Origin of the sequence: Chlamydia ibidis 10-1398/6, from assembly GCF_000454725.1 — a bacterium.
GTDB lineage: Bacteria > Chlamydiota > Chlamydiia > Chlamydiales > Chlamydiaceae > Chlamydia > Chlamydia ibidis.
Genome location: NZ_APJW01000003.1, coordinates 45,107 through 59,202, shown reverse-complemented (window position 1 = coordinate 59,202; position 14,096 = coordinate 45,107). Strand labels below are relative to the sequence as shown.

The following is a 14,096-nucleotide window of genomic DNA, read 5'->3' as shown; positions in this document are numbered from 1 at the left end:
GATTTTCGACAACCATTACTAGATTGAATGATAAAATAACTGTACATCATTTTTTAAAGTATTGATGAGATTGGAACAAAGATTGCTTTCAATTTGACATGCATAGGATAAAAGAGTTTCGTAATGGGGAATGTGTGTAAGTTCATTCTCCATTTCTTTTAAATGTTCTTGTTCTTCTAGGATGATAGATTTTACTGTTATTTTACTTTGCTTCGATTTAAGTATGTCCTGATATAATGGATATAACTCTGATGCTCGTATTTCTATAGCCGATGTAACGAGAATATAGGCTGTAGTTTTAAGCTGTTGTCCTAGAAGACAGTAGCGATTTTTTAGCAGTCTACATGTGTATAAGTCCAAGTTATTCAAATAATGTAAAGACGCAAATCCCCCTAATATTCTGTTAAGAGAATAGTTAGGTAGCATTTGATTAGGAATTTTTGAGATTTGTGTCTTCAGATAAAAAGCATGACGGAACTCTTCTGAAGCATGTTTAAGAACTTCTTTTTGTACTTTAGTTGGGTGCTCACTAAGAGATATCTTCTTTGCTCCACAGTTTTCTAAAAATGATAGGGTATTGATCCACTTAGCATGTAACTCATCTGATTCTACGATTGATTCAAGGAGATTCGATAGCTGTTCGGCATAGGATATGAATGTTGTTATTTTAGATGTAAGCATAGGGTATCCTGAAGGCAATGATAAATTGTTTTAAGATCTTTTTTACTAATGCAATAGGGAGGTACAACATAAATAGTATTTCCCAAAGGACGCAAAAGAATTTTTTGTTTTAAGAAGAAGTGATGAAGAGGATCTCGTAAATCAGAGAAATATCCAGAGGAGGAACTTGGATAATCCAAAGCTAAAATTGTTCCTAAAACATGACACCGTTGCCACTGTGATCCATAGCTTTTCTGGAATTCCTTATGACAATTCTCGATCATGGTACGCTGATCTTGGCATCTTGGTGAGAGTGTAAGGTCTAAAGATGCAGATGCAGCAGCACATCCTAGAGGATTAGCTGTATATGTATGACCATGAAGAAAGGACTTGTCTCTTTGTTGTGATACGAATTGTTGATAAACTGCTTCAGAGGTTGCTGTAATTGCTAAAGGAAGGAACCCACCTGTTAATCCTTTTGACAGACAGATAATATCGGGAGGGGTCGACATGTAATTTGAAGCAAATAGGGGGCCTGTACGTCCAAAACCTGTAAAAATTTCATCCGCAATGCAGAGGACTCCATAATGTTTTGCAAGTTTGATAATAGCATCTAGACCTTCGGGGTTATACATTCTCATCCCCGCAGCACCTTGTACAACGGGCTCGTAAATAAATGCGGCTATTCTATTTGTCGAGAACAGGGATTCTGCTTGTTTTATTGATTTCTCTTCCTGCCCATAGATAGGGGGATCTATGATGTCACTTTTAAAAAGTAATCGGTGAAATGGTTGCGAAAATACAGTTGGTGCTACTAAGGACATTGCTCCTATGGTATCTCCATGATAGCCATCACGTAAGCAAACGAAACTTTGTTTTTTTATTCGTTGGTTATGAAAGTATTGCGTAGCCATTTTTATTGCTACTTCTATCGCACAAGAACCATTGTCAGAAAAAAAACAGCGCTTTATACCTTTAGGAAGTATAGGAATAAGTTTGTTAACGAGGTCTATTGCTGGTGGGTGCGTAGCGTTAGCAAAAATTACATGCTCCAGTTGTCTTGCTTGTTGTGCAATTTTTTTTGCTATGAAAGGATGGGCGTGCCCATGGAGGTTACACCACCAAGATGATATGGCATCTAGATACTTCGTTTCGTCTGCGGTATATAGGTAAGCACCCGACCCTCGAACAATATGTAAGGGCTCAGGATCTAAGCGTGGTTGATAGAACGGATGCCAAATATAAGAAGCCATGCTTTTCATCTTTTTAGTATTGGAGAGCAGACGTTATCTAATAGATTTAAATTTTTTTTCCATAAGCTAGCATAATATAGCACTCTCTCCTTGGAAATACTATGTTCATGCTGTATGGCACCTATGAGAGGTAGTTTGGAGAGTTCTATAATATCTTCCTGTTCTTTCCTAGGATATTGATTTAATACCAACCCTAAAATATCTAAGTTTCTCATTGTCATGGCCTCTAGTGTCAAGAAAGTATGGTTAATACTACCGAGATAATGTGAACTGACAAGTACCCATTGGCAAGGCCATGTCGACAATAAGTCTCCTTGAAGTATCTGAGTAGTACATGGAGAGAGGAAGCCCCCGAATGTTTCTATGATTAAATGAGAGGGTGTCTCGGGAATGCGAATTTTGTTTTCATCTATAGAGGTATTTTCTAGACGTGCTGATAAATGAGGTGATAGGCTATGCGCAAAGCAATAACTTTCAGGATGACATTTAGCTCCTGTAAGTTTACGAACGAAATCAGTATCCGTAAAATCTAGAGAACCTGCTTGTATAGGTTTCCAATATTCCGCGTTTAATACTTGTGTAAGGATTGCGCTAGTAAGAGTTTTTCCTACACCCGTATGAATTCCAGCTACAATGATACGCATATATCTTTTCTAATTTCGTGTAATTTAAGAAGGAAGGCGTCAACTTCTTTTTTGGTGTTAAAAGCGTGTAAACATATTCTTAAAAGTTCTTTGTTCTTCTGTACTGAGGGACTAACAATAGGGCGAACGTCAAAGCCATGTTCTTGTAACTTGGATGCTAACGTACGAACCATGACATGTCCAGGAACACATATAGATTGAATAGGGGTTGTAGAGTTTTCCTCAGATATCGACAATCCCAATGTCGATGCCACTCTTCGGAAATAAAGAGTAAGATCTTGCAAGTGTTTTCTCTGTGATGTTGCAGCTTGATTATATTGATATGCGAGATCTATTAGTAAGAAAGTGTGGTGCGATGGTGCTGTAGTGTAAATGAATGGACGACAGAAATTAATGAGGTAATCTTTTAGCACGGATTGTCCAGCAACTGCCGCCCCATGTATTCCTAGAGCCTTGCCGAATGTATACACTGTTGCAGCTACGGAGTTTTGTAGTCCTAGTGAAGATACAAGACCCTCGCCTTGCTCTCCAAGTATTCCTAAAGCATGCGCCTCGTCTACTATTAGATAAGCTGAATATTCATTACATAATTCACAAATAGCTTGCAGGGGTGCTACAGAACCATGCAGTGAATAAATAGACTCTATACACACAAAGGTATTACCATTATGAGGGCGTGCTAATCTTTGTTTTAAGTGCGCAACATCATTATGACGAAAGGGAAAACTTGTAGCTTTTGACAAGCGGATGCCATCGTGGATAGAGGCATGAATACGTATGTCATAGACTATTCTATCTTGAGCTGTTGCCAAGGAGGACAGCAATCCTAAATTTGCAGTATACCCGCTATTGAACACCAAGGCATCTTCCATCCCATGATATTCAGCTATTTTTTTCTCTACTTCCTGAGCATAAGTAGAGTGTCCTGACAATAAACGCGATCCTGTCGATCCTAATTGCGAAATCTGATTAAAAGAGTTTTCAAGAGATTTCTTAAATTCTCTAGATCTAGACAAACCTAAGTAGTCATTGGAAGTCAAATCCACAAGATTGGGATAACAAGATAGTTCTCGATATATACCCTTTTTCTTTTGTTGATTCAGGTTTGACTTTAACAGCAAGTGGAATGGCATGGATTGCCTCTTTCTACAGAAAACGCTGGACGATGATGCATGCCTAGCAAGTCCAGCATGAAGTTATCGTCGTTTACGTCACTATTTTTCACTGTGAGAAGCTTTTCACCGTAGAATATAGAATTAGCACCAGCTAAGAAGCATAAGGTTTGTTGTTCAATAGAAAGAAAAGAACGTCCTGCAGCAAGTCGAACCATAGAATGAGGAAAAACTATGCGAGCTGTTGCAACAGTACGTAGCAATTCCCAAAAAGAAAGTCGATCTTGATTTGCTAAAGGGGTTCCTTCAATAGGCCATAGCATATTAATTGGTACAGACTCGGGGGCATAATTTCTCGAGGCTAGAGTATGTAGCAATTTGATGCGATCATCAACACTTTCCCCCATACCAACGATTCCTCCGCAGCACGTGCTGATGCCGGAGTTATGAATTACATCGAGGGTATTCAGACGATCTTCATATTTTCTTGTCGTAATGATAGTTTTATAAAATTCCTCAGAAGAGTCTAGATTATGATTATAAGCATAAAGGCCAGCTTCATAGAGTTTTTCTGCTTGGCCAGGAGATAGCATACCTAAAGCACAGCAGACCTCAGCACCCATATCAGTGATCCCTTTAATCATAGCGAGTGTACGATCAAATTGATGATTATCTTTTACTTCCCTCCAGGCTGCTCCTAAACAAACACGGGTAGCTCCTGCTGCAATCGCATGCTTTGCTTGTTCCAGAACATCATTTATTTTCATCATAGGCTCCGGTTTGACTGAAGTCTGGTATCGAGATGATTGGGCGCAATAGGCACAATCTTCAGAACATCCGCCAGTTTTAATTGAGATCAAATGACATGTTTGTAGTTCAGAGTGAGGAAAATTAGCTCTTAAAATAGCGTTAGCTCTATGAATAAGTTCGAAAACAGGAGAATGATAGATTTCTCCGATTGCTTCTAGTGACCAAACAACAGCTTCTTTATTCGCATCCATAAGGTATCCCTAAAATGAATTTTTTGGAGAAATCTCTGGGTGCGAGATGTTTACATAAATGACAAAGGGAAGTCAAGAGGTTCTTTATTCATAATTATAGAGTATCATTAAAATAAAAGTTTTAGGAGAGCTTTGAGAGCTAGCTACTTATATCAATGATAGAAGGAAGTCAAGTTAGTAGTGGGTGTTGCTACTATATTTCTATTGTCTGAGTTAACCTTCGATTACTGTTTCACTAATAAAGCGAAAGAGTGAATCCTCCGTCCAAAAGTAGATTAGTTCCTGAAATAAAAGAAGCGGATGATGACAAGAAAAACTCTATTGTTTTGGCTACCTCTTCAGGATAGCAGTGTCGTCTTAAAGGGATGCTCGCAGAATCTTTTTCATATTCCTGAAGATATGTAGTATTATGCTTTTGAGCTCTCTCTTTAATGCGCTTTTCGTGAAATGGAGTTAAGACAATTCCTGGGGATACGACGTTAACACGGATGCCTTTCGCACCTAATTCATGAGATAAGGCTTTAGCATAAGCCGTCCACATACGACGAATAACACACGACAATCCAAAAGTAGGCTGGTGCTGCACAGACGTGGTGCCTCCAATGATAACGATAGCACTTCCCGGGGGCATGTAAGGAATAGTCGCTTGAATTAGAGCCGTTTGTGCAATAAATGTAGTTTGTAGTATAGCTTCCCATGATTCCGGAGATTGCAATACTCCTCCCCAAATAGGTCTGGGGGTAATGATGATAAGACCAGATATAGATCTATTTTCAGCTTTGATCGTTGATTTATAATCTGTAACATATCCAGGATGGCTGTAATCTACACATAAGGTAGTGCAGGATGGGCAGTTTTTATGTAAATTAAGAAGTTTGCTCTTTTGTCTGCCGATAAGAAGAAGATCATAATTTTTTTGGTAAAGGTGCCTAGATATTACAGAGCCCAGTTCTCCTGTAGAGCCAGTTACGACAACATATGGTTTATCTTCGGCACGTAGAGAAAACATAACAACACTACCTAGAATTGCACATAAGGCAAGAGCCTTGTAAATCGTAACCTTATACATACGGAAAATTCTCTTGTGAAATTATCTACGCTTTTATGAGGTAACAGACGGTCCTATGAATCTATACGGAACGACAGCATATTCGGAGAACCTACAAGCTTCATGGGCGCAAAAACTAAAAGGAATAATACGGTTAAATGAAACACCCAATAGCCCATATGCAAGAAATAGTCGTACTTCCACCCCGGGAAAATCTACATAAAGAATATGATTTATTCCAAATATTTTGTCGAAAAGTCTCTATGTTTCTCGCTGAATACTCAAAGAAGAGGAAGATAATTTAGCGGTAGCAAGTTGAGAACAGGTATTTTTATAAAATTGGTGTAATAGGGATTGAGCTCTATTAGCGTCTAGATTACTCAAAGAAAATTCTGGGTTGCTCAAATATTTGTCTAAATACCAAGCAACCCAGATACCACAGGATGTTCCATCCTGTTGTAAAGGAGTAGCAGCTGCCTTTTTAATAGTAAAATCTTGTGTTTGATTTTCTAAGGGATACATCTGCCCTGAAACTTTAGCAATGTCAGACAGCATAGGGTCCAATACGCTATTGTTAATATAATTAGCCAAGCTATCAAAGAACACTACTTCTCTTAGTTCCGTGTTAACAATCAACAATGTCCAGTGTGACAACCCTATGTGTTGAAACAAAGCGTGCTCCCGCATTTTGCACCACATATCTTCAGGAGAAGTTGCTAATGGATGATGCCACAGAGGATAAGCTAAAACAAAATTTTTAGTCTGAGATACAGAATCTTCTGAAATGTTATCTGTAACTGAATGTTCTGTTTTATTTTTTTCTACAAGTAAGTCGCCGTGAGTAATCGATTCTGCATTGTATATAGATATTATTTTTGAGAATGATAAAGAAGATAATTTTGGATGTATTTTCTTTATAAAATTACCAAACGAAATTAAATCATCAGTATCCCATCCAGTTATGTGATATTGATTAGGGATATATTTGTGCGGGAGTTGATATAAGGATGCAAACTGGTTACTAATAACTATGCTGTCATCTGCATAAATGTCTAGGTCTAGTAATTTTCGTACAGGTAGAAAAATAAGGATTAATCCAAGAGTGACCAAAATACAAAAGATGGCTAATAGTACCCTCGATATTTTATCCAAGAAGTTTGCTTGGGTAAAAGATTTCGATCCCGACATATTGCTCTGGTTTATTTCGTTTAACCACTTTGATGTAGGGATGGTAAGCAAATTTTTGGAGAATCCGGGTGCAGATTCTGAGATGAGAAATGATGCCATTAACTGATTTATTGAATTCTGGTCATATTATAAAACAATCTCGACTTATATAAAGTGTATTTTCTTGTTTATTTTTTTTGTTAACAAATTTTTAATTAACAACTAATCTTCAGTTTGTTTGGTAAAATCAATAAAATGGTTAATTTTCTTAACTAAAAAACATAGAATCGGAGAGGTTATTAAACTAAAGAATACTTTATAAGAGTAAGAACATGTCATGATATAAAAGGTCTTTGTAAGAGAAAGGCCCATACCAATATAAACAATGCCTAGATCTACAATCAGGGTGTCGATGATTTGAGAAAGGCAGGTAGAAATGTTGCTCCGCATCCATAATGAGCCATTGGGATATGTTTTTTTAAGAAGCGAGAATGAGAAAATATCAAGATATTGAGAAGCTAAAAAAGCAGTGAACGAAAAAAATAGACAAAACGGGTTAAGGTCGAAAACTAGCTTCCATGCTTCATGTATTTCAGGGCGTGTTGTAGGTAAAATAGAAAAGATTTGTACCAATAAGACAGATGCGGCATTACCTACAAATGCAGAATAAACTATTTGCTTGGCTTTCTTGGAGCCATAGATTTCGTTCACTATATCCGAAAGTAAAAAAGTGAAAGGATAAAAGATTAAACCGCCAGGTAGAGTAAAATACTTGGTAATAATTAGTCTGGGAGCAAAGATTAAATTAGAGAGAATTAGGATTAAAGAAAAGGCAAGTGATAGATAAGACAGTAGTGTTGTTTTCTGACAATGCATATCCATAATCTATTTTCTAGTAAATAGATCGAAACCCCATCTATAAGAGGGCTCGACATTAAAATTGACAACGTTCTTCAAAAAAGTCTATATAACCTTTACATTTTTTTGGGAATGAAAGCAGTTATTTACCGTCTGAACGAACTCTTGCAAAGGAGACCAAGTCTTCATGGGAGCTTATCTATAAGTTCTCAAAATCTAATAGCCCTCTGTTTAAAAGATCAAGCATGCTATCTACAGTAGTGGGTAACTCTTCAAAATCTCGAATTACAAAAGCAATATTTTGAAGATGGCTGGGGTCAAAATCCTGCAAGATTACTTTCTCTAGATTCCAACAGTAATGTGTTGCTTTTGTTGAAAAAATATGAGTTAAGTCTACGGGTGAGCTAAGTAAAGCAGCCCCGTATGCTTTCTTTTCTCCATGTTTTTTGATCAACCCCGTTTCTACAGAAAACCAAAAACATTGCGTTATAACTGAGATATACCTATCTAGGGCGAATTTTTTTTTGTCACTATGTTGAAAAAGAAGAGCTCTTTTTTGGGCTTCTTTAAATAAAATCCCCATCTTGTGAAAAAAGGAAGCAAAGTGTGGAGAAAGTAACCAGGGAACGTGACACAATAAATCATGTACTATATCAGGAATTAGAGAAAAATTATTATTTTCTATAGGGCGAACATATTGAGATATGGGGAAGCATTTCTGACTAAGAAGATGTAAGTAATCTTGTGGGGCTACTTTTTCAGGGGTTATGATGAGAGAGAACTGCGCTTTCTCTTGGATTATTTTTTGTATATTATGGAAGTCTGGAAGATTAGTGGATAACAATTCAAGTGTTTCGAGATAATCGAAGAATTCTTGAGAGCAATGACGCTGCCATAAAGCAAGGCGGGAGGATAAAATCAGGCTCCAGTGTCTCTGGATTTCATTTGGTAAATCTAGAACTTGGCAATCCATAATATGAGCTCTATAGCATTGAGAATAGTAGGATGATTATGTTGGGATTGAACAAAAATTAATCTTTAAGAATTAGAAGTTTCCGAATTTTATAGTTAGGCGAGATTTTTGTCTATGTTGCACAAAGCTATAGGAAGTAGGTGTAGTAATGAAGGTTGGTATTATTGGTGTTAGTGGAAGAATGGGGACATTGATCAGAGATCAGTTAGCAAATCAGTCTGGTTACTCCTTAGGCCCCGGATTCTCCAAAAGTAGTTCATATACTCTGGACGACGTTATAGAAAATAACGATATACTCGTAGATTTTTCATCTTTTGAATTTACGGAGCGCCTTGTTGATTGTTTGTTTAAACGTCCAAAACCTATAATATTAGGAACAACAGGATATGGGAAAACTGTTCAATCGAAGCTAAAAAGATTATCAAAGATTGTGCCAATTTATGTATCTTCTAATACCAGTTTAGGTGCTTATATACAAAAAGTGCTAGCTAGTGTACTGGCGCAAGTCTTTGATGACACATATGATATACGTATTCGCGAAACTCATCATCGTAAAAAGAAGGATGCTATTTCAGGAACAGCTATGGATTTAGCATATACTATTCAACGCGCCAAGAAAGAGGCTCGCCAAGAGGAATATTCTTTGTTAGGGACATCCGAGAATAACAAAACCATAGAAGTGCTCGCATCCCGTGTAGGTAATATTCCAGGTGAACACGAGGTTAGTTTCGTTAGCGATTCAGAACAGGTTTCTATTTGCCACACAGTATTTTCTAGGGAAATCTTCGCTGAAGGAGTTTTGCGTATTTTGAATTGGTTTAATTATGTTAAACCTGGTCCAGGGTATTACGGACCTAAGGATGTTTTCAACATTGCATTATGAAAACGAACATTACTTGCTTAAAAAATAAAAGCGTCATTAAAATGTACGCTTCTGAGATTCTTTGATTTCTAATTTCTTGGGATTTTTTGTTTTTAAGTATCTTCCCAAGGCTCTGACAGCTTCTTATTAGTGGCATAGACGTTTCTTAGTTTTGTTGAAAGGGCGGAATTTTCGTCTGCGCTTACCTTGAGCAATGTACAAGTTGATTTTTTGGATTAAGAAATACAAGTGTCTCGGGTAATAGTACGAATACAGTTAGGGAAAATATGCGTGTGGCTGTTCTAGGTGCTACCGGACTTGTGGGCCAGAAGTTTATAGCTCTTTTGTATAAGCATTATCCTTGGGATATTGCTGAGTTGGTTGCTTCGGAAGAAAAAAGAGGGTTGTCCTACCATTCTGTATGCAATTGGCAAGAGCCTTTAATTCCTATGCCAACTTGCGTAGGTCATATACCTATAAAGCTTATTGAGGAAGTTGAATCTGACGTTATTGTTTCCTTTTTGCCCTGTAGAGTAGCTCGGGAATATGAATATTATTGCCTATCTCGTGGGAAAATTGTTTTTTCCAATTCTTCAGCTTATAGAATGCATCCTCAGGTTCCTATTATTATTCCGGAAGTGAATTTGGAGCATATGCGTTTAGTATGTGAGCAGCCATTTCCAGGTCGTATGATCACAAATTCTAATTGTTGTGTCTCCGGTATAGCCTTAGCTTTGGATCCATTACAGGTTTTTGGAATTTCTAACCTACATATTGTTACCCTACAATCTGTCAGTGGTGCTGGTTATCCAGGGTTATCTTCTATGGATATTGTGGCTAACACGGTACCTTACATACCTAATGAAGAAGAGAAAATTCGACTAGAAACGTTGAAAATACTCGGAGAAGTTAACTCTCCTGCTGATATTCCTATTTCTGTAAGTGTTCACCGTGTTCCTGTTGTGTATGGACACACTTTAACGCTTCATATCACTTTTACACAGGCAGTTGATATTAGGGATATATTAGAATGTTATCATGTTAGGAATGAGAGATTTTCGAGTATTTATCAGTTATATGACTCTCCTTGGCATCCTCAGGCTAGGAAAGATTTAATGGACGATGATATGCGCGTTCACATCGGCCCTTTAAAATATGGTGGCGATAATAAAACGATTAAAATGAATGTATTAGTCCATAATCTTGTTCGAGGTGCCGCTGGAGCTGTTCTAAGAAATATGGAGTTTTATTTTTCTCAATATTTCGGAGAGTGTTCATGTCGCCAGTAGTCTACAAATTCGGCGGAACAAGTTTGGGAACAGCTATAAATATAAAAGTAGTCGTAGATATTATTTGCAACTACAGGCCAAATTTTGTCGTTGTAAGTGCCATCGCTGGGATTACTGATTTATTAGATGCTTTTTGTATGGAGACTAAAGGAGGTCGTGAACGAATCATTAATAAAATAACGAATACACATAATTTGATTATTGGTGATCTAGGAATCGAATTCTCTTTAATGGGATGGTTGGAAATTTTACATTCTTACCTAGATTACAATGGCAATATAGAGGGCTCTGATCGTGCCTTAATACTGGCAATAGGAGAGGATATTTCTGCGTCTTTAATTGGTTATGTGTGTCATAGTCGTGGTTTCCCTATAGAATTTTTAGAGGCGCGTAGAGTAATTGTTACAGATAGCTCTTATAATCGTGCTAATCCTAACATTGCCTGTATGCGTGAGAATTGGATGTCTCTAGGTCTTAGTCAGAAGAAAAGTTATATCACTCAGGGATTCATAGGAGCTGATCTACAAAACAAGACAACTTTATTAGGTAGGGGAGGGAGTGATTATTCTGCAGCTTTGATTGCAGAATTAAGTGAAGCAAAAGAAGTTCGTATCTATACGGATGTTAGTGGTGTGTACACTATGGATCCTAGAGTCGTAGAGGATGCTCAACTGATTCCTGAGTTAAGTTTCGAAGAAATGCAACATTTGGCTACATTTGGTGCTAAGGTACTACATCCACCTATGCTTCTTCCTTGCATGCGCTCTAGCATCCCTATTTTCGTGACTTCTATTTTTGAAGATTACAAAGATGGGACATGGATTTATGCTATGGATAGGACATCAAGCTATGAGTCTAGGGTAAAAGCATTATCTGTGAAAAAGAATCAGGATTTATGGTTCGTCTTAGGTGCAAGCTCTTCTGTATTGGAAGAAGTAATTCATATCTTGCATACTTGTCAAGTTCTCCCGGGGATAATTACATCCAAGGAAAATACCATTACCTTTACGACTGATTCTGCAGACATTTCTCCTCGTATTTATCATTCTCTTTATCATATGCTCTCAGAAATAGGCGATGTTTATACAACAAAAGAATGTGCACTAATTACTATGGTAGGTTCTGGATTAGCTTCTGCTGCGATGCTTACACAGGTAACAGAAAAATTACAGCATGAGTCAGATCATATTTTTTGTTGCTCACAGGATCACATGAAACTGAGTTTGGTTGTTTCTGGGAAATATGCCGAATATATTGTCACACAACTTCATCGTGATTATGTGCGAAAAAAACTTACTATAGTTTAATTTTATCTACGCATGACCCTACGTATACTTTTATCCAGTTTTCTATTGGGAAGAAATTATGAAACTTCTTACTGCTTCTGTTACCCCATTTCTTGACGATCATAAAATAGACTTTGTTAGTTTTAGACGTTTGTTATTTTCTCAGGAAGAATCAGGAAGTGCTATTGTCGTTTTAGGAAGTACAGGGGAAAATATGTCTCTGACAAACCAAGAGAGACGATCCATTGTAGATTTTACATTTTCTCTTGGTTTGAAGGTTCCTATAGTCATAGGTGTACCAGGTGTGTCTTTGTATGAGTCTATTGAATGGGTTAGGTTTTGTAATGATTATCCTATCGACGCGTTTTTATTAACATGTCCCATATACATGAAACCTGGGATTACTGGCCAAACACTATGGTTTGAAACGTTGTTAGATCAAGTATATAGCCCTGGTATTCTCTATAATATTCCTTCAAGAGCAGGTACCCCATTATATCCAGAAACGGTAGTCTCTTTAGCAGATCATCCAAAATTCTTGGGTATCAAAGATTCTGGGGGATCTCTGGAGATGTTCGTAAAATATTCACAGATTACACCACATTTACGATTATATTGTGGAGATGATAGTTTATGGCCCACTATGGCACGATTAGGTGCTTATGGCTTAGTCTCCGTGTGTAGTAATGCTTGGCCTGTAGGAACTCAGTATTATGTTAAATCAGTTCAAGATCATCAATTCCAAAAAGAGTGGCAGGTTATTTGTTCTTGGTTGGCAAAAACTACTAACCCTATAGCAATTAAGGCTGTTTTAAAATACCAGAAAATAATTACATCTTCAGTCGTTCGCATACCCCTATCTGTTGATGATTTTGTTGAGCATGAACATTTACCTTACATGATAGCAAAGGCTTCGGAACTATCTAAAGTATTTACCTCTTAAGTGAGTTGCTTTTCTTTAGATTATGCGAAATATTTTCGACATGAAATATTAGTAAGGTTTATTGTGATCGGGGCTAAACTGCTCTAATTTGTGTTTGGGGAAATTAGGGTTTATAATTTCTAAGTATTCAATAATTCTTCGGAATCGTGCTTTATAAAGAATGGTCATATGTTTACAACACCTTATATTGTGGCGTGTATTTTTATTTTTACAGTAGTATTCCAGGGGTATGGGAAAAGTATATCAGATGTTATAGACAAGGGGACGTCTACAGAAGAGTATTCTGATATTGGAGATTTTTCTAGTTCTATAGAAGAAGAAAAAACAGATGTAGTTTTGAGTAATTTGGATTCTTTGTTTCAAGTGCTTGCAGACGGACATCAAGAATTATATCAAGAATTCTTACGTTTTGAAGATAGCAGTAAAAAGGATTTAAATGATGAGGAACAAGTTCTCTACTGGATTAGAGAGTCGCAAGCAGGTAAGAAAATTGTGTCTGCTTGTAAGGATATAATCAGTGTCTTATCTTTAGATTTCGAAGATACTTCGGTGGAAAATGGGCCTTTCCATCAGTTATTCCATAAGTTAGATGAGGTAGTGGATATTTGGAGAGAACGTGACCAATCTAAAGAGCTAGCCTATGCTTACAGAGAATTGGAAATGCGAGAAAAGGAACTCGAATTTAAACGGGATCTTTTAGCTTGGGAGAAAGAAAAAGTAGCTAAAGAATTGTCCTGGAAAAGAGAAAAATACATCAGAGATATTATAGAATGATAGGCGCCTATGTCTTTTCTAAGCGAAAGCTCGTATTGGTCGATTTTTAAAGACTTTATCTATAGGTCTTTATGCTTTTTGTTTATTTTTAATAGTTAAACGATTATTTTTATCTCGCTGGTTCATTCCTCTTTTTTCTAAAAGAGTTGTCATAGCAGTTGGCAGTGTTTTCAACTTTCGAGAGCGATGTGCGTACTAGTGTACTACTCTCGAACGTTGTTCTTTT

General features: G+C 37.1%; 14 protein-coding genes. 5 read left to right on the top strand and 9 right to left on the bottom strand.

What is annotated here, in order from left to right:
* Window positions 1–18: 18 nt before the first annotated feature.
* From H359_RS03765 to H359_RS03725, 9 genes are all read right to left on the bottom strand, one after another.
* Window positions 19–681, bottom strand: a complete 663-nt coding sequence (locus tag H359_RS03765; RefSeq protein ID WP_020370429.1) for a hypothetical protein — start codon at window positions 679–681, stop codon at window positions 19–21.
* Entirely contained in the window at window positions 663–1,922 is a 1,260-nt protein-coding gene (gene bioA, locus H359_RS03760; protein WP_035392178.1) for an adenosylmethionine--8-amino-7-oxononanoate transaminase, read from the bottom strand. The genes H359_RS03765 and bioA overlap by 19 nt, the downstream gene beginning before the upstream one ends.
* On the bottom strand, window positions 1,919–2,557 hold the full coding sequence (gene bioD / locus H359_RS03755) for a dethiobiotin synthase (protein ID WP_020370427.1): 639 nt from the start codon (window positions 2,555–2,557) through the stop codon (window positions 1,919–1,921). Before bioD ends, bioA begins: the two co-directional genes overlap by 4 nt.
* Window positions 2,542–3,690, bottom strand: a complete 1,149-nt coding sequence (locus H359_RS03750) for an aminotransferase class I/II-fold pyridoxal phosphate-dependent enzyme (protein ID WP_020370426.1) — start codon at window positions 3,688–3,690, stop codon at window positions 2,542–2,544. The genes bioD and H359_RS03750 overlap by 16 nt, the downstream gene beginning before the upstream one ends.
* Window positions 3,669–4,670, bottom strand: a complete 1,002-nt coding sequence (gene bioB / locus H359_RS03745) for a biotin synthase BioB (protein WP_020370425.1) — start codon at window positions 4,668–4,670, stop codon at window positions 3,669–3,671. The genes H359_RS03750 and bioB overlap by 22 nt, the downstream gene beginning before the upstream one ends.
* A 235-nt stretch (window positions 4,671–4,905) precedes the next feature.
* Window positions 4,906–5,739, bottom strand: a complete 834-nt coding sequence (locus tag H359_RS03740; protein WP_020370424.1) for an SDR family oxidoreductase — start codon at window positions 5,737–5,739, stop codon at window positions 4,906–4,908.
* A gap of 240 nt (window positions 5,740–5,979) precedes the next feature.
* Complete coding sequence (locus H359_RS03735) at window positions 5,980–7,005, bottom strand: Ulp1 family isopeptidase (protein WP_021119618.1); 1,026 nt, start codon at window positions 7,003–7,005, stop codon at window positions 5,980–5,982.
* Between the two features lie 102 nt (window positions 7,006–7,107).
* Complete coding sequence (locus tag H359_RS03730; RefSeq protein ID WP_020370421.1) at window positions 7,108–7,767, bottom strand: queuosine precursor transporter; 660 nt, start codon at window positions 7,765–7,767, stop codon at window positions 7,108–7,110.
* 175 nt (window positions 7,768–7,942) lie between these two features.
* A complete protein-coding gene (locus tag H359_RS03725) occupies window positions 7,943–8,716 on the bottom strand; it encodes a biopterin-dependent aromatic amino acid hydroxylase family protein (protein ID WP_020370420.1) in 774 nt (257 codons plus the stop codon).
* A 148-nt stretch (window positions 8,717–8,864) separates the two neighbouring features.
* Between H359_RS03725 and dapB the strand changes: the two genes are divergently transcribed.
* From dapB to H359_RS03700, 5 genes are all read left to right on the top strand, one after another.
* Window positions 8,865–9,599: a 4-hydroxy-tetrahydrodipicolinate reductase gene (dapB, locus tag H359_RS03720; protein WP_020370419.1), complete on the top strand. Its 735-nt coding sequence runs from the start codon at window positions 8,865–8,867 to the stop codon at window positions 9,597–9,599.
* A 266-nt stretch (window positions 9,600–9,865) separates the two neighbouring features.
* Window positions 9,866–10,867, top strand: a complete 1,002-nt coding sequence (gene asd, locus H359_RS03715) for an aspartate-semialdehyde dehydrogenase (protein WP_020370418.1) — start codon at window positions 9,866–9,868, stop codon at window positions 10,865–10,867.
* The gene (locus H359_RS03710; RefSeq protein WP_020370417.1) at window positions 10,855–12,174 is read left to right on the top strand and encodes an aspartate kinase; all 1,320 of its coding nucleotides are present in this window, start codon (window positions 10,855–10,857) and stop codon (window positions 12,172–12,174) included. Before asd ends, H359_RS03710 begins: the two co-directional genes overlap by 13 nt.
* Before the next feature lie 58 nt (window positions 12,175–12,232).
* On the top strand, window positions 12,233–13,096 hold the full coding sequence (gene dapA, locus H359_RS03705; RefSeq protein WP_020370416.1) for a 4-hydroxy-tetrahydrodipicolinate synthase: 864 nt from the start codon (window positions 12,233–12,235) through the stop codon (window positions 13,094–13,096).
* Between the two features lie 168 nt (window positions 13,097–13,264).
* On the top strand, window positions 13,265–13,870 hold the full coding sequence (locus H359_RS03700; protein ID WP_020370414.1) for a hypothetical protein: 606 nt from the start codon (window positions 13,265–13,267) through the stop codon (window positions 13,868–13,870).
* The last annotated feature ends 226 nt before the right edge of the window (window positions 13,871–14,096 follow it).

Coding starts and splice junctions, on each gene's coding strand:
- H359_RS03740 (WP_020370424.1), bottom strand. CDS start 5,739: ATGTATAAGGTTACGATTTACAAGGCTCTTGCCTTATGTGCAATTCTA.
- H359_RS03730 (WP_020370421.1), bottom strand. CDS start 7,767: ATGGATATGCATTGTCAGAAAACAACACTACTGTCTTATCTATCACTT.
- asd (WP_020370418.1), top strand. CDS start 9,866: ATGCGTGTGGCTGTTCTAGGTGCTACCGGACTTGTGGGCCAGAAGTTT.
- bioD (WP_020370427.1), bottom strand. CDS start 2,557: ATGCGTATCATTGTAGCTGGAATTCATACGGGTGTAGGAAAAACTCTT.
- bioB (WP_020370425.1), bottom strand. CDS start 4,670: ATGGATGCGAATAAAGAAGCTGTTGTTTGGTCACTAGAAGCAATCGGA.
- H359_RS03765 (WP_020370429.1), bottom strand. CDS start 681: ATGCTTACATCTAAAATAACAACATTCATATCCTATGCCGAACAGCTA.
- dapB (WP_020370419.1), top strand. CDS start 8,865: ATGAAGGTTGGTATTATTGGTGTTAGTGGAAGAATGGGGACATTGATC.
- H359_RS03700 (WP_020370414.1), top strand. CDS start 13,265: ATGTTTACAACACCTTATATTGTGGCGTGTATTTTTATTTTTACAGTA.
- H359_RS03710 (WP_020370417.1), top strand. CDS start 10,855: ATGTCGCCAGTAGTCTACAAATTCGGCGGAACAAGTTTGGGAACAGCT.
- H359_RS03750 (WP_020370426.1), bottom strand. CDS start 3,690: ATGCCATTCCACTTGCTGTTAAAGTCAAACCTGAATCAACAAAAGAAA.
- bioA (WP_035392178.1), bottom strand. CDS start 1,922: ATGAAAAGCATGGCTTCTTATATTTGGCATCCGTTCTATCAACCACGC.
- H359_RS03735 (WP_021119618.1), bottom strand. CDS start 7,005: ATGGCATCATTTCTCATCTCAGAATCTGCACCCGGATTCTCCAAAAAT.
- dapA (WP_020370416.1), top strand. CDS start 12,233: ATGAAACTTCTTACTGCTTCTGTTACCCCATTTCTTGACGATCATAAA.
- H359_RS03725 (WP_020370420.1), bottom strand. CDS start 8,716: ATGGATTGCCAAGTTCTAGATTTACCAAATGAAATCCAGAGACACTGG.